This is a genomic window from Pseudomonas sp. XP1, from assembly GCF_053557675.1.
In genome coordinates, this window is record NZ_JBNRIJ010000006.1 from 224,176 (window position 1) to 238,912 (window position 14,737).

A 14,737-nucleotide genomic window follows, 5' to 3' on the forward strand; every position below is an offset into this window, starting at 1 on the left:
GATCAGAACGAATGACCACAATAGCGCTCGATGCGGCATCCGCCGCACGCAGCAGCGCCTACCGTAAAACGGCCTGGCGACTGATGCCTTTTCTCATGCTCTGCTACCTGTGCGCCTATCTGGACAGGGTCAATGTCGGCTTTGCGAAGCTGCAGATGATGGACGACCTTGCCCTTTCCGAAGCGGTCTACGGACTGGGCGCTGGCATGTTCTTCATTGGCTACTTTCTCTGCGAGGTGCCCAGCAACATCATTCTGCACAAAGTGGGCGCTCGACGCTGGATCGCTCGCATCATGATCACCTGGGGCATCATCTCGGCGATGTTCGCCCTGGTAGAGACAGCCTGGCAATTCTATACCCTGCGCTTTTTGCTGGGGATCGCCGAAGCAGGCCTGGCACCGGGGCTTCTGCTGTACCTGACCTATTGGTTCCCGTCTTACCGCCGGGCGAAGATGACCGCGCTGTGGTTCATCGCGATTCCGCTCTCGGGCATGATCGGTGGCCCCTTGTCGGGCTGGATCATGGAGCGCTTTGCCGGCGTGCACGGCTGGGCGGGCTGGCAGTGGATGTTCCTGCTCGAAGCCATCCCCACCGTGCTGGTGGGCATCCTGGTGCTGAGCTACCTGAAGGATGGCGTCGATCAGGCCCATTGGTTGAGCGACGAAGAAAAAGCCCTGGTGCGCAAGGAACTGGCTGAAGACGAGCAACACAAGGTGAACCACGGCTCGGTGGCCGAATTCATCCGCGACCGTCGGCTCTGGTTGCTGGCGGGTATCTACTTCTGCGTGGTGATGGGCCAGTACGCAATCACGTTCTGGCTACCTACGCTGGTACGCAATGCCGGCGTCAACGAACCTTTGCACATCGGCCTGCTGACCAGCCTGCCGTACCTGTGTGCCATTGTCGCGATGCTGTTGGCCGGGCGCAGTGGCGACCGTCACCGTGAACGCCGCTGGCACCTGGCGATCCCCATGCTGATCGGCGCACTTGGCCTGAGCCTCGCCGCAGCACTGGGCAGCAGCCTGATGCTGTCGATCCTCAGTCTGTGCCTGGCTGCGGCAGGGGTGCTGTCCGCCTCCTCGCTGTTCTGGATGCTGCCCACCACGTTGCTGGGAGGTGTCTCGGCGGCAGCAGGCATCGCGGCGGTGAACAGTTTTGCCAACCTCGCCGGTTTCTGCTCGCCGTACCTGATCGGCTGGGTCACTACCACCTTGGGCAGCAATGCCATCGGCATGTATCTCATCACGGCCGTACTCATGTTTGGCGCCTTCCTGGTGTCGCGAGTACCGGCCCATCTGGTCAATCGTTGATTCGATAAAGGAGTCACCTCAATGACTGCTGTGCCTACCTACACTGAGGCGCTGCCGCTGGCTGTGCGCGCCCGAAATATCCGCCACCACGCATTGCGCATGGGGCAAGTCCAGGGCCAGGGCTATGTCGGCCAGGCTCTGGGCGCCGCCGACTTGCTGGCAGTAGCGTATTTCCATGCGCTGCGCATCGACCCCGGCAACCCCGAATGGGAGCAACGCGACCGCTTCTACCTGTCCATCGGGCACTACGCGATCGCCCTCTACGCCGCACTGATCGAGGCCGGCGTAATCCCCGAGGAGGAGCTTGAAACCTACGGTAGCGACGACAGCCGCTTGCCCATGTCCGGTATGGCTGCCTACACCCCAGGCATGGAGATCACCGGTGGCTCGCTCGGCCACGGCTTGGGCATCGCCGTCGGCGCTTGTCTCGGGCTCAAACGCAAGGGGTCGGACAGCTGGGTGTACAACCTGCTGTCCGATGGCGAGCTCAACGAGGGCTCGACCTGGGAGGCAGCCATGTCGGCCAGCCATTGGCGGCTGGACAACCTGATCGCCATCATCGATGTGAACAACCAGCAGGCGGATGGTCATTCCAGTGAGGTACTGGCCTTCGAGCCAATCGTCGACCGCTGGCAAAGCTTTGGCTGGTTCGTCCAGCGAGTGGACGGCAATGACCTGGATGCGCTGGTCGGCGCCTTCGACCAGGCCCGCGCCCACACCGGGGCACAACCGCGCGTCATCATCTGCGATACCCGCATGGGCAAAGGCGTGCCTTTCCTGGAAAACCGCGACAAGACGCACTTCATTCGCGTCGATGAAAACGAATGGGACCTCGCCCTCAAAGCGCTGGACGCCGGGAGCCAAGCATGAGCACTGTGAACTCACCCAAGAAGCGCCTGACCACCTCGGCCATGATCGCCTCGATTGCCGCCGACGGTCAGCCGACCCGCCCTGCCCCGTTCGGCCATGCCTTGGCAAGCCTGGCCGAGCAACGTCAGGATATAGTTGGACTGAGTGCCGACCTGTCCAAGTACACCGACTTGCACATCTTCGCCAAAGCCCACCCCGAGCGCTTCTATCAAATGGGCATGGCCGAACAATTGCTGATGAGCGCCGCCGCCGGCATGGCACGGGAAGGCATGACCCCCTTTGCCACCACTTATGCGGTGTTCGCTTCCCGTCGGGCTTATGACTTCATCTGCATGGCAATCGCAGAAGAGAACCTCAACGTCAAGATCGTCTGTGGGCTGCCTGGCCTGACCACCGGTTATGGCCCTAGCCACCAGGCCACGGATGACCTGGCCATCTTCCGGGCGATGCCCAACCTGATGATCGTCGACCCCTGCGATGCGCTGGAGATCGAACAGGCTGTGCCAGCGATCGCTGCCCATCAGGGTCCGGTCTACATGCGGCTGCTGCGCGGCAACGTACCCTTGGTGCTCGATCGCTACGACTACCAGTTCCAGCTGGGCAAGGCACAGGTGCTGCGCGGTGGCCGAGACGTGCTGTTGATTGCCAGTGGCCTCATGACCATGCGCGCCCTGGAGGCTGCGGAGCAGTTGCAAAAGGACGGCGTGGATGTGTCGGTGCTGCACGTGCCTACCATCAAACCGCTCGATGAACAGACCATCCTCGCCGAGGCACGCAAGCCTGGCCGCCTGGTGGTCACGGCGGAAAACCATTCGATCATAGGGGGCCTGGGGGAAGCAGTGGCGGGCGTACTGCTGCGCAATGGGGTCACACCCACCTTCCGCCAGATCGCGCTACCGGATGCGTTTCTCGATGCGGGTGCACTGCCGACTTTGCATGACCGATACGGGATCTCCACTGACGCTGTGTCGAGGCAGATCAAGGCGTGGCTTTAACCGTAACGACGGATAGAACCTGAGGCGGCGGATGGCACCGGCTTTGCCGGTGTTCGCGGGTGAATCGGGCTCCCACAAGTTACGCGCAAGGTTCAAGGGCTGCGCAAATCCTGTGGGAGACTCCATGGAATCTTTAGCACGCCAAATGCTGAGGCAACCCGCTGGCCCCGCGGGTTGCCGGCCAAGCACGCTGGCCGGCTTGCAGATACTCAGCGGTTCCAGGGTGCCTCGGCGGGTGCGTCGATGCCATAACGCAGCCGCGCTGCGGCGTGCTTGCCAGGATCGATGCCTGCCAATGCCGCCAGGGCAATGTGCTGACGATCAACCTCGAAGAAGCGACGCAGTGCCGAGCGCGTGTCACTCCGGCCAAAGCCATCGGTACCCAGGGCGGTGAACGGCGCGCTGACATGGGCAGCGATCAACTGGGCATAAGCACGCACGTAGTCGCTGGCCGCTACCACCGGCACAGGCCCGGGCAGGCAGCGCTGCAAGTGGCTCTGCCCTTCGGACTGGCTGCCGAAAAGGCGCTGGCGCTCTACCTCGCGAGCATCGCGTGCCAGCTCCGAGAAACTGGTGACACTCCAGATCTGGCTGCTGATACCCCAATCCTGCAGCAGCAGCTCGGCGGCGGCGATCACCTCCCGCATGATGGCGCCGGAACCCAGCAGGCGTACCGCAGGCTCCGCCGTTCCGCGCGTGCCGTACAGGCGCATGCCACGGATCACATCGTCGTGTTCGCTGTCCTGCAGCGGGGCCTGGGTGTAGTTCTCGTTGGTCACCGTCAGGTAGTAGAACTCATCGTACTGCTGCTCGAGCATGCGCCGGCTGCCATGGTCGATGATCACGGCCGCTTCGCTGGCGAACGCCGGGTCGTAGGCGCGGCAGTTAGGCACCGTCGAGGCGATGAGCTGGCTGGTACCGTCCTGGTGTTGCAGGCCCTCGCCCGCCAGGGTAGTGCGGCCAGCGGTGGCACCGATCAGGAAACCACGGGCGCGCTGGTCGGCAGCCGCCCAGATCAGGTCGCCGATGCGCTGGAAACCGAACATCGAATAGTAGATATAGAACGGCAGCATCGGCTCGCCGTTGACGCTGTAGGAGGTCGCTGCGGCGACCCACGAAGAGACAGCACCGGCTTCGGTAATGCCCTCCTCCAGCAACTGGCCGTCGGTGGATTCCTTGTAGTACAGCAATGCACCGGCGTCTTCCGGTTCGTAGAGCTGGCCCACGGGTGAATAGATGCCAACCTGGCGGAACAGATTGGCCATGCCAAAGGTACGCGCCTCGTCGGCCACGATGGGCACTATGCGTGGGCCGAGTTGCTTGTCCTTGAGCAGGTTGGTGAAGAGCCGGACCACGGCCATCGTGGTGGAGATTTCCCGATCGTCAGGGGCCAGGGCGAAACGCGCATAGTCGGCAAGTGGCGGTACCGCGATGCTGGGGGCCAGGCTGCTGCGTCGAGGCAGGTAACCACCCAGCGACTGCCGACGGGCATGCAGGTAGCGCAGTTCGGGGCTGTCATCGTGCGGTCGATAAAAACGCATCTCCTCCACTGCCTGGTCATCCAGCGGCAGCGCAAAACGGTCCCGAAACGCCTTGAGCGCCTCGACGTCCAGTTTCTTCTGTTGGTGCGCAGTGTTGCGCGATTCGCCGGCCTGGCCCATGCCAAAGCCTTTCTTGGTCTTCGCCAGGATGACCGTCGGGTGCCCCTTGTGGCGCTTCGCTGCGTCGAATGCAGCGTGCAACTTGCGAAAATCGTGGCCGCCGCGACGCAGACCATCGATTTCGGCCGGGCTCATGTGCGCGACCAGCGCGTGCAGCTCCGGGTCGAGGTCGAAGAAATGCGCAAGGTTGTAGGCTGCATCATTGGCTCCCAGGGCCTGGTACTGGCCATCGACGGTGCTGGCCAGGCGGCGCAGCAGAACGTGGTGGTGGTCCCGGGCGAACAGGGCATCCCAGCCCGAGCCCCAGACCACTTTGATAACGTTCCAGCCAGCACCCTTGAACAGCGATTCCAGCTCCTGGATGATTTGCCCGTTACCGCGCACAGGCCCGTCAAGCCGCTGCAGGTTGCAGTTGATCACGAAGGTGACATTGTCCAGCTTCTCTCGAGCGGCAAGCGAAAGTGCTGCGACCGATTCCGGCTCGTCCATCTCGCCATCGCCGAATACCCCCCAGACATGGCGGCCTTCGGTCGAGGCAATGCCACGGTGTTGCAGGTAACGCAGGAAGCGGGCCTGATAGATCGCGCTGATCGGGCCGATGCCCATGGAGCCGGTCGGAAACTGCCAGAAGTCCGGCATGAGCCAAGGGTGGGGATAGGAGCACAGCCCGCCGCCATCCACCTCCTGCCGATAACGCTCGAGTTGCTGTTGCTCCAGCCGGCCCTCCAGGAAAGCGCGGGCATAGACACCTGGCGCGGAATGCGGCTGGAAATACACCAGGTCGCCTTTGCCTTGTGCAGTATCGGCACGGAAGAAATGGTTGAAGCCCACTTCGAAGATTTCCGCGGCAGAGGCGTAACTGGCGATATGGCCGCCCAGCTCGCCATAAGCCTTGTTCGCCTTGGCCACCATGGCCAGCGCGTTCCAGCGAATGATCGAGGTAATGCGCTCTTCCATCGCCAGATCACCGGGGTACTCCGGTTGCTGTTCCACGGCGATGGTGTTCTGGTAAAGCGAGTATGGGTTGGCAGCGATTCGAGCCCCCAGGTGGCCGGCATGCTCGGCCAGGCGTTGCAGCAGGAATTCCACCCTCCCACTGCCCTCGGTGCGAGCGACGCCCTCCAGGGCATCCAGCCATTCGTTCGTCTCGACGGCATCAACATCTTCAGTACCTTGATCGGCGATCCTGGGCACTTGAATCGGATTACTCATTTCACACGACCTCAGGTAATTGAAACGACAGCCGCGGGTGCGCCTACTCAAGGTAGCCCCACATTCATCATGCGCAGGCATAAATACCCTGCGCACTTGTATCTATGCGCCCTGCAGGGCCGACCGATAGGCGAAGATCCCCGGTGCCCCTCCGGTCATCAGCAGCAAGATGTTGTCGCCCTGTGCGTACAAGCCGCTTTCCAGGTCGGCGACCAGGCCGGCGAACGCTTTTCCGGAGTAGACCGGATCAAGCAACAGCCCCTCGGAACGGGCCATGAGTTGCAACGCCGACAGCATGGCCTTCGTTGGCACACCATAGCCCGCGCCGCGATGTGCACCATCGACGGCAATCATTGACGGCTCGATAACCTGCTCGCTGCCAAGCAGCTCCAAGGTCTGCCGGGTAAGCTCAAGCGTGCGACGGTGCGACTCAGGCGCTTCGGCCAGTACCGCGAAGGACTTGATGAAGCCCGGCGCACGCCCCATCGCAGCAAACCCGGCGGCCATGCCCGCATGGGTGCCGGAACTGCCATTGGCCATGACCATGTGCGTGAACTCAAGGCCCATGCTGGCTTCTTGTCGGGCAATTTCCAGCGCAGCCTTGGCGTAGCCCAGGCAACCCACGGCTGTCGAGCCGCCGGTAGGAATAACCCTGACCTTGCAGCCCTGCATTTGCAGCTCCTGCGCACGGGTGTCGGCCCAACTCGCCGTGGTAAAGCCTTCAGGCACGATATGCACGACGGCCCCGAACAGCGCATCCAGAAGCATATTGCCGTTGTGCTCGTACTCTTCATCGTCCCGGGGGACGGCACGCCCCAGCACAAGTTCGCAACGCATACCCAGCTTCGCACAGGCTGCCGCAGTCAAACGTGCATGATTGGATTGCAGCCCGCCCATTGTCACGACCACATCCACCTTGTCTCGAAGGGCCTCGCCAAGGTGAAACTCAAGCTTTCGCAGCTTGTTGCCACCGCCGCCCAGGGCCATGTAATCGTCACGCTTGGCGAACAGCTTGATGCCGCGCTTCACCAGCCCCAGCGAACGCTCAAGGCCTTCAAGCCGCTGGATAGGTGTTGGCCGGTCAAGCAGGCTGATTTGTGGGAAATGATCGAGCAGAGAGTGCAAGGGCGCCACGGGCGTACCTCATTGATGACTTGACACTCATCACGTTAAGAAAAAACAATTTGTTAATAAATAAAAGCACCGTTCAATTATCTTTAACCTGGAGTTAAAAGATGGACCGCCTGCGCGCCATGGAGGTATTTGTCAGCGTCACCGAACAGGGCAGTTTCAGCCAGGCGGCCGAGCATCTGGAACTGTCTGTGGTGATGGTGAGCAGGTATATCCGCCAGCTTGAAGATGCGATGCAGGTCGAACTGATCCAGCGCAGTACCCGGCGCATGCACGTCACCGAAGCAGGTCGCATGTTCTACGAAGAGTCCAAGCAGGCCCTGGATCAGGTTCGCCGGGCATATGAGCGCGTCGAAAGCTTGCAACAGGCCCCTAGCGGATTACTGCGCGTCAGTGCCCCCATGACCCTGGGCTCGTCCTTGGTTGCGCCGCTGGTTGCCGGCTTCCTCGCCGAGCACCCGGACGTGCGCATTGACCTGGTGCTCAGCAACAGTGTCGTCGACCTGATGGCGGAGGGCTTCGATGCGGCTTTTCGCATTGGCAACCTGGGCGATGTCGATCTGGTGGCGAAAGGGCTGCGCCCTTATCGCATGGTAATCTGCGCCGCCCCCGGCTACCTGGACAGGCACGGGCACCCAGCCGTTCCGGCAGACCTGGCCGGGCACAGGTTACTGGCGCACTCCACATGGACCAACCGTTTCACCTGGCCCTTGCTGGACGCTGGCAAGGAATACCCCTGGCCGGAACACTGGGTGCTGAAGAGCAACGATGGCCAGGCACTGCGGCTGGCCGCCCTGGCAGGCAACGGGATCCTGCTGCAACCCGAGTTCCTGGTAGCCGAAGACCTTCGCGAAGGGCGTCTGGTCACGTTGCTTGACGACTTCCTGCCCGCTACCCGCCCGGTCAATCTGGTCTATCTGCGCCAGCGCAGCGCGCTACCCAAACTGGATGCCTTCATTCGCTACATCCTGAGGCACGCGGGGTAAGAGGCCGCGCCGAATCGGCATTGGCGCCATCGCAGGGCAACACGATGCTCCTTAACCTCCTGCCACGCTACCGATGAAGTTCGCCAGCTCTGCTGTTCGGGGTGCCGCAAAAACCTCGCGCGGATGGCCCGTCTCGTGGACTTTGCCCTGATGCATGAAGACCAGCTTGTCACCGACTTCCCGGGCAAAACGCATTTCATGGGTGACCATGATCAGGGTCATGCCTTCACTGGCCAGCTGGCGCACCACACCGAGCACCTCGTTGACCAGCTCGGGGTCGAGCGCCGAGGTGATCTCGTCGCACAGCAATACCTTGGGCGACATGGCAAGCGCCCTGGCAATCGCCACCCGCTGCTGCTGGCCGCCGGAAAGGCGGTCCGGGTAGGCGTCGAACTTGTCGCCCAGGCCAACCCTGGCGAGCATCTGCTCGGCCAACTGGCGGGCCTCGGCCTTGCCGGCCTTCTTCACCACCTGGGGCGCAAGCATGACATTCTGGCCCACGGTCAGGTGAGGGAAGAGGTTGAACTGCTGGAACACCATGCCGACCTTCTGCCGCAGCGAGCGCAAGTCGGCGCGGCTGGCATCCAGGTATTCGCCATCCACCTCGATCACCCCGTCGCTGATCGACTCCAGGCCGTTGAGGGTTCGCAGGAAGGTACTCTTGCCGGAACCGCTACGGCCGATGATGGCAACCACCTCGCCTTCCTCGATCGCCAGGTCGACACCCTTGAGCACGTGGTTGTCGCCATAGTACTTGTGCAATGCGGACACTCTAAGCAGGGGCATGCAGCCTCCTCTCCAGGTAACGGGCGCTCAGCGAGAGCGGGTAGCAAAGGACGAAGTAACCCACGGCCACCAGACCGTAGATCAGGAACGGTTCAAAGGTGGCGTTGGCCAACATGCCGCCGGTCTTGGTCAGCTCGGTGAAACCGATGATCGAGGTCACCGCCGTGCCCTTGACCACCTGCACCGAGAACCCGACCGTCGGTGCGACGGCAATGCGCAGGGCCTGGGGCAGGATCACGTGGCGCAACTGCTCCAGACGGCTCATGGCCAGGCTGCCGGAGGCCTCCCACTGGCCATGTGGTATGGACTCGACGCATCCCCGCCAGATCTCGGCGAGAAAGGCACTGGTGAACAGCGTCAAGGCGATGGCCGCCGCCATCCAGGCCGACACATCGATACCGAACAGGGCGATGCCGAAAAACACCATGAACAGCTGCATCAGCAGTGGCGTCCCCTGGAACAGCTCGATGTAGCTCCTCGCCGCGCCACGCAGCAACCGGCTAGCGGAGATGCGCGCCAACAGCAGCAACAGCCCGGCAATACCACCGCAGACGAATGCCACCAGCGACAGCAGCAAGGTCCATTGCAAGCCTGCGAGCAGGTTGCGCACGATGTCCCACAAGGTGAAATCCATTCAGCGTCTCCCTGTCAAAGCGCGCCGGCCGAACCATGCCAGCAGCTGACGAACCAGGATGGCCATGACCAGATACAAGGCCGTGGTCAGCAGGTATGTCTCGAAAGCCCGGAAGTTGCGCGACTGGATGAAGTTGGCAGCGAACGACAGTTCCTCCGTGGCGATCTGCGAGCACACCGCCGACCCGAGCATGACGATCACGATCTGGCTCGACAGGGCCGGCCAGACCTTGGCCAGTGCCGGTTGCAGCACCACATGGCGAAAAGCCTCGAAACGGCTCATGGCCAACGCCGCAGCAGCCTCCAGTTGCCCTCTGGGGATGGCCTGGATACCAGCCCGAATGATCTCGGTGGAATAGGCGCCAAGGTTGATCACCATCGCCAGTACCGCCGCCTGCCATTCCGTCAAACGAACGCCAAGCGCGGGCAGGCCGAAGAAGATGAAGAACAACTGGACGATGAAAGGCGTGTTGCGGATCAGCTCCACGTAAAGGCCGAACAGGGCATCGAACGGCCGTAGTCGCCAGGCGCGCACCACCGCGCCAAGCACACCGATGGCCACGCCGAACAGTGTGCCGATCAACGTCAGCTCAAGCGTGAACACAGCCCCTTCGAGCAGCAGGCCGCCTTGAGCCAGCACCGGGGAAAAGTCAAATTGATAGGCCATGGGGCAGCGACTCCAGGGCCGTTCAAAGGTCGGCCGGCAATGGCTGCTTCAGCCATTTTTCGGCATTGCGGTTGAGGCTGCCGTCGGCCTTGGCCGCATCCAGGGTGGCGTTGACTTTTTCGAGCAAGGCCGGCTCCTGCTTGGCCAAGCCCACATACACGGGCGAGTCCTTGAGCTTGACCTTCATCACCGGCACCTTGCCCGGATTCTTCTCGGCAATGACAGCCATCACCACACTGCCGCTGGCGATCAGTTCGACCTGGCCCGACAGGTAGGCGGCAATGGTCGAGTTGTTGTCCTCGAAGCGCTTGATGATCGTACCCTGTGGGGCGACCGCGGATAACGCCATGTCCTCGATCGAGCCACGCGTGACACTGATGGTCTTGCCGGCAACGGCACCGATATCGTCGACCGACGTCTCGGCCGGCCCGAACACTGCCAGGTAGAACGGTGCGTAGGGGCGGGAAAAATCGATCACCGCTTCTCGCTCCGGGTTCTTGCCCAGGCTGGAAATCACCAGGTCGACCTTGCCGGTCGTGAGGAACGGAATGCGGTTGGTGCTGTTGACCGGGGTCAGCGCCAGCTTGACGCCTAGCCTGTCGGCCAGCAGTTGTGCGGTGTCTATGTCCAGGCCGCGGGGTTTGAGGTCCGGCCCTACCGAGCCGAAGGGAGGGAAGTCCTGGGGTACGGCAACCTTGAGCACGCCCCGGGCAGTGATGTCGGCCAGCGCATCGGCCTGGGCATGGGAAACGCTCATGACGCCGCCGCAAAGCAGGGTGGCCAGAAACAGGGTACGGATGTTTTTCATGGAAAATGCCTCGGGTGCATGCGAAGAAGTTGCCTAGCCCGAAAAGCACAGGCCGTGCCAGTGTTGCCCGGCAGCCCCGGAATACGCTTTCGCCCGTGGGCATCACGCGGTCTTACTGGTCTGAACAGATAACGCCAATCGCTCTGCCTTCGCCCCCCTTTCGTGCAGCCACCTGCCCCGTTGCGTCAGCGTGGGGCGAGGCTTGCCAGGCAACCGGTAAAGCCTTTAAAAAGCGCAGACCCCTTGCCAGCTGGTCTGAACAGATGCTCGACACACTCCCCCGTGCAGTTCCGGAAATCGCTTTGCAGGCTATCCGCAGGCTGATCCAGGACGGCGACTACCAGCCTGGTGATGCCCTGCCCTCCCAACGTGACCTGGCAGAGCAGTTGGGTGTAAGCCGCGCCTCACTGCGCGAGGCGCTGTCCTCCTTGAGCGCCTTGGGGCTGGTGAGCGTACAGCCGGGCAAGGGGGTATTCGTCCAGGCGCCGCCACCCGTTACCGGTTTCTCCTGGCCCTATGCCGAACAGGTATCCGCCATCGATACGTTCCAGTTGCGCTATGCACTCGAAGGGTTTGCCGCCAGCTTGGCGGCGCTGTACCTGACGGCAGCGGACATCGATGCGCTCGAAGCCAATGTCGAGTCGATGCGCCAGGAGCTGCGCGCCGGCAATTTCGAGGCCGCAGCGCGACTGGACTTCGCCTTTCACCGTCGCCTGCTGGAAGCGAGTGGCAACCACGCCATGCTGCAGGTGATCACCACCAACCAGGACATTTTCCTGGAGAGCCAGAAGCTGCCGTTCATTCGCCCGGAACGCGCCATGGAGACCTGGCAGGAGCACCGCAAGATCCTGCGCCAGCTTGCCCGTGGCAACCAGGCCGGGGCGCAGCGTGCGATGCAGGACCATATCCGCAGCGCGGCATCGCGCACGAACGTGGTGTTCGCATGCTGACTAGTCCGCCAAACGCCGGAACACCAAACCGGAAATTCCGCACATGGCAGCGCACAGCAATATCACCGTTGCGATATCTGCCACCGAGGTTTCGCTACGCCCATCCAACCCGGCCAGCATCCCCAACAGCCCCCCTGCCAGGCTCACCGACATGGCCATGGTCAGCTGCACGGACATCGCCGACAACGAACTGGCCGCCGCTGAGCGCTCACCGGGCACGTCCTGATAACTGGCAGCCCCCAACGTCGAGAACTGCAGTGAACGCACCAGGCCTGCGGCGAACAGCACCGCAGCCATCAGCCACACAGCAGTATCACGATCGAAACTGGCGCACAGGGCAATCCCCACACCACTGAGCACGGCATTGCAACTGAGCACTCGTCGATAGCCGTAGCGCCGTACCAGTGGCACTGCCAGCAGCTTCATCAGCAGCGCGCCGGCGCCACCACTGACCACCAGCCCCCCCGCCGCCAACGGGCTCAAGCCCAGGCAGTTCTGCAGCAGCAGCACGATCAGGAACGGTTGGGCTGCCGAACCCAGGCGGAACAGCCCGCCACCCGCCTGGGCCACGCCAAAGCTGCGCAGGCGCAGCAACGACAGGTCCACCAGCGGACTGGGGTGTCGCCGCGCGTGCAGCAGATACCCCAACGCACAGGCTGCTCCACCGGCCACAAGCACCATGGCCCAGGCCTGCGGCAACTGCCCCAGCCCCAGCGCCTCCAGACCGAACACCAACATGGCCAGAGCACCACCACTGAGCAGCAGGCCACGCACATCCAACGGTGGCACCGGCCGTGCGGGATAGTCCGGCACATGCCGCAGGATCAGCCAGCAACCGAGCAGGCAGATAGGCAGGTTGATCAGAAAGATCCAGTGCCAGGACAGCACCGTCACCAGCAAACCACCGAGCAACGGCCCGACCAGCGGCCCCACCAGCGCCGGCAGGGCCAACCACGACATGGCCTGCAGCAACTGCTGGCGGCTCGACCAACGCAGGATGATCACTTGCCCCACCGGTGTCATCAATGCCCCGGCAGCCCCCTGCAGCATGCGCCCCAGGCACAGCTGCCAGAGCGTATCGGCCAGAGCGCAGGCCAGCGAGGCGCAGGTGAACAAGCCCATCGCCGACAACATGACCTGGCGCGGGCGAAAGCGCTCGGCAGCCCAGCCACTGACCGGCACGCACAGGGCCAGGGCAAGCATGTACAGCGACACCACCAGATTCATGTGCAGCCCCGGCTCGCCGAAATCGGCGGCCATCTGCGGCAAGGCGGTCATTACCGCAGTGCTGTCGAGCAGTTCCATGAACAAGGCGGCACCGATGATCACCGGTACCTTGGGGCTTTGCACATGGCCGGCCAGCAAGGCCGGCTGGGCGGTCAAAACAGCCCCGAGACAGGTGGGCGAGTGCCCTTGAGCTGCCAGGCACCGACCACCGCCGCCTTCCATTGACGCGGGTTATGGTTGGCCACGGTGCGGGCGTTGCGCCAGTGGCGGTCGAGGTTGTGCTGGCGGCCAGTGGTGGAGGCACCGCCAACGTCGAACAGCGTTTGTGCAGCCTTGAGCGCCAGCTCGGCGACCAGGTACTGGGTCTGCGCCACCTCGATCGCAGCCTGCTCCACGGCAACTTCAGCCAGTTGCGCGGCCCAGGCCTTGTCGATGGTTGCAGCGGCCTTGAGGACCATGGCCTCAGCGCCATAGGCACGGGCGGCGATATCGCCGACCGACAGTTCTACATAGGGGTCGTCCACCGAGCGGCTGGCCGTGCTGTGCTTGATCGGGCGGGCATGCTCGCGGGCGAAGCGGGTGGCGTCGTCCAGCGCATTGCGGGCGATACCGGCCAGCACGGTGGCAAGGAACAGCTGCAGGAACGGCGTGACGATAGTGCGTTTGCCCTCCTCCACGGTACGCGTGCGGATATCGCTGGCCTCGACGCGCACATTGCGCAAGTGGGTGGTGCCGCTGGCGGTCAGGCGCTGGCCCATGGCGTCAAAGTCATCGACCAGCTCCAGGCCCTCGCGATCGCGCGGCAGGATGAACGAAACCGGCTGCTCATCCTCGTCCAGGGCAACGGCGCTGACGTAATCGGCGAACAGCGCACCCGTGCTGTAGAACTTGCTGCCATTGGCACGAAAGTGTTCGCCCTCGCGCACCAGGCGCGCGGCGATGGCACCGTTGGCACCGCCCAGTTCCCAGCCGGCATTGCCGATTACCGCACCCTGCAGATAGCGCGCGAACCAACGCTCGCGCTCCTGCTCGGCGCCTTCGGCCTGTGAAGCCAGCAGGCCTTCGACAAAGGCAAAGCCCGGGCGCAGGGCCTGGGCCACGTTGGAGTCGACCGAGGCGATTTGCAGCAGCAGTTCGATCACATCGCTGACACTGCCGCCGGGGCCACCGTACTGGCCTGGGATACGCGCGGTGTAAAGCCCGGCTGCCGCAAGCTGGGCAATGGCCTCATGGGGCAACAGGCGTTCGCGTTCGCGCTGCGCGGCGCCTTCGCCGATGGCGGGCAGCAGGGCTGCGATGCGGGCCTTCAGCTCCGTGACGCTGGTGGCCGGAGCCTGGGTTGGGAAACGTTGAAATGTGGTCATGGTTCAGTCCTTTAAGTGCATCTTTCGTTTAGGCGACCCGAGCCCTGTGGGAGCAGCGCTCTTGCCAATTCCTGAAGCTGGCGCTATCCCCTGTGGGAGCCGCGCTTGCCGGCGATGGGCCGCGAAGCGGCCCCGGC

The 14,737-nt window shown here is 63.1% G+C and carries 13 protein-coding genes; 5 read left to right on the forward strand and 8 right to left on the reverse strand.

Annotation, left to right across the window (positions count from 1 at the left end; genetic code table 11):
• Positions 1-11 precede the first annotated feature (11 nt).
• The 3 genes from ACK1U9_RS08590 to ACK1U9_RS08600 are packed head-to-tail and all read left to right on the forward strand — an operon-like array spanning position 12 to position 3,175.
• The gene (locus ACK1U9_RS08590) at positions 12-1,310 is read left to right on the forward strand and encodes an MFS transporter (protein WP_085621861.1); all 1,299 of its coding nucleotides are present in this window, start codon (positions 12-14) and stop codon (positions 1,308-1,310) included.
• 21 nt (positions 1,311-1,331) lie between these two features.
• Complete coding sequence (locus ACK1U9_RS08595) at positions 1,332-2,180, forward strand: transketolase (protein ID WP_063912634.1); 849 nt, start codon at positions 1,332-1,334, stop codon at positions 2,178-2,180.
• Positions 2,177-3,175, forward strand: coding sequence for a transketolase family protein (locus ACK1U9_RS08600; RefSeq protein WP_015271019.1), 999 nt, complete (start codon positions 2,177-2,179; stop codon positions 3,173-3,175). The genes ACK1U9_RS08595 and ACK1U9_RS08600 overlap by 4 nt, the downstream gene beginning before the upstream one ends.
• A gap of 209 nt (positions 3,176-3,384) precedes the next feature.
• Here ACK1U9_RS08600 and mdeB read toward each other — a convergent pair whose 3' ends face one another.
• Entirely contained in the window at positions 3,385-6,048 is a 2,664-nt protein-coding gene (gene mdeB / locus ACK1U9_RS08605; RefSeq protein ID WP_449109826.1) for an alpha-ketoglutarate dehydrogenase, read from the reverse strand.
• Between the two features lie 102 nt (positions 6,049-6,150).
• Positions 6,151-7,182 (reverse strand): D-cysteine desulfhydrase family protein, encoded by a 1,032-nt coding sequence (locus ACK1U9_RS08610; protein WP_178081763.1) that lies wholly within the window; start codon positions 7,180-7,182, stop codon positions 6,151-6,153.
• Positions 7,183-7,283: 101 nt separating this feature from the next.
• Here ACK1U9_RS08610 and ACK1U9_RS08615 point away from each other — a divergent pair, with 101 nt between their 5' ends.
• Entirely contained in the window at positions 7,284-8,165 is an 882-nt protein-coding gene (locus ACK1U9_RS08615) for a LysR substrate-binding domain-containing protein (RefSeq protein ID WP_046615619.1), read from the forward strand.
• Between the two features lie 51 nt (positions 8,166-8,216).
• On the opposite strand, the gene ACK1U9_RS08620 is transcribed toward ACK1U9_RS08615, so the two are convergent.
• Genes ACK1U9_RS08620 through ACK1U9_RS08635 form a run of 4 tightly spaced genes read right to left on the reverse strand, consistent with a single transcriptional unit; the run spans position 8,217 to position 11,059 of the window.
• Positions 8,217-8,951, reverse strand: a complete 735-nt coding sequence (locus ACK1U9_RS08620) for an amino acid ABC transporter ATP-binding protein (RefSeq protein WP_046615618.1) — start codon at positions 8,949-8,951, stop codon at positions 8,217-8,219.
• Positions 8,938-9,585: an amino acid ABC transporter permease gene (locus ACK1U9_RS08625; RefSeq protein WP_046615617.1), complete on the reverse strand. Its 648-nt coding sequence runs from the start codon at positions 9,583-9,585 to the stop codon at positions 8,938-8,940. Before ACK1U9_RS08625 ends, ACK1U9_RS08620 begins: the two co-directional genes overlap by 14 nt.
• Positions 9,586-10,251 carry an amino acid ABC transporter permease gene (locus ACK1U9_RS08630; protein ID WP_046615616.1) on the reverse strand — a complete coding sequence of 222 codons (666 nt, stop codon included), beginning with the start codon at positions 10,249-10,251 and terminating at the stop codon, positions 9,586-9,588.
• Between the two features lie 22 nt (positions 10,252-10,273).
• Positions 10,274-11,059 (reverse strand): transporter substrate-binding domain-containing protein, encoded by a 786-nt coding sequence (locus tag ACK1U9_RS08635; protein WP_085599452.1) that lies wholly within the window; start codon positions 11,057-11,059, stop codon positions 10,274-10,276.
• A 263-nt stretch (positions 11,060-11,322) separates the two neighbouring features.
• On the opposite strand from ACK1U9_RS08635, the gene ACK1U9_RS08640 reads away from it, so the two are divergent.
• On the forward strand, positions 11,323-12,009 hold the full coding sequence (locus ACK1U9_RS08640; RefSeq protein ID WP_135001648.1) for a FadR/GntR family transcriptional regulator: 687 nt from the start codon (positions 11,323-11,325) through the stop codon (positions 12,007-12,009).
• Here the strand turns inward: ACK1U9_RS08640 and ACK1U9_RS08645 are convergent, their stop codons facing one another.
• A complete protein-coding gene (locus ACK1U9_RS08645) occupies positions 12,010-13,392 on the reverse strand; it encodes an MFS transporter (protein ID WP_449109827.1) in 1,383 nt (460 codons plus the stop codon).
• Positions 13,389-14,600 (reverse strand): acyl-CoA dehydrogenase family protein, encoded by a 1,212-nt coding sequence (locus ACK1U9_RS08650; RefSeq protein WP_108480829.1) that lies wholly within the window; start codon positions 14,598-14,600, stop codon positions 13,389-13,391. Before ACK1U9_RS08650 ends, ACK1U9_RS08645 begins: the two co-directional genes overlap by 4 nt.
• Positions 14,601-14,737: the final 137 nt, after the last annotated feature.

Bases quoted from the DNA above. Each gene is read 5' to 3' on its own strand.
- ACK1U9_RS08590 (WP_085621861.1), top strand. From the start codon at position 12: ATGACCACAATAGCGCTCGATGCGGCATCCGCCGCACGCAGCAGCGCC.
- ACK1U9_RS08595 (WP_063912634.1), top strand. From the start codon at position 1,332: ATGACTGCTGTGCCTACCTACACTGAGGCGCTGCCGCTGGCTGTGCGC.
- ACK1U9_RS08600 (WP_015271019.1), top strand. From the start codon at position 2,177: ATGAGCACTGTGAACTCACCCAAGAAGCGCCTGACCACCTCGGCCATG.
- mdeB (WP_449109826.1), bottom strand. From the start codon at position 6,048: ATGAGTAATCCGATTCAAGTGCCCAGGATCGCCGATCAAGGTACTGAA.
- ACK1U9_RS08615 (WP_046615619.1), top strand. From the start codon at position 7,284: ATGGACCGCCTGCGCGCCATGGAGGTATTTGTCAGCGTCACCGAACAG.
- ACK1U9_RS08620 (WP_046615618.1), bottom strand. From the start codon at position 8,951: ATGCCCCTGCTTAGAGTGTCCGCATTGCACAAGTACTATGGCGACAAC.
- ACK1U9_RS08625 (WP_046615617.1), bottom strand. From the start codon at position 9,585: ATGGATTTCACCTTGTGGGACATCGTGCGCAACCTGCTCGCAGGCTTG.
- ACK1U9_RS08630 (WP_046615616.1), bottom strand. From the start codon at position 10,251: ATGGCCTATCAATTTGACTTTTCCCCGGTGCTGGCTCAAGGCGGCCTG.
- ACK1U9_RS08635 (WP_085599452.1), bottom strand. From the start codon at position 11,059: ATGAAAAACATCCGTACCCTGTTTCTGGCCACCCTGCTTTGCGGCGGC.
- ACK1U9_RS08640 (WP_135001648.1), top strand. From the start codon at position 11,323: ATGCTCGACACACTCCCCCGTGCAGTTCCGGAAATCGCTTTGCAGGCT.
- ACK1U9_RS08650 (WP_108480829.1), bottom strand. From the start codon at position 14,600: ATGACCACATTTCAACGTTTCCCAACCCAGGCTCCGGCCACCAGCGTC.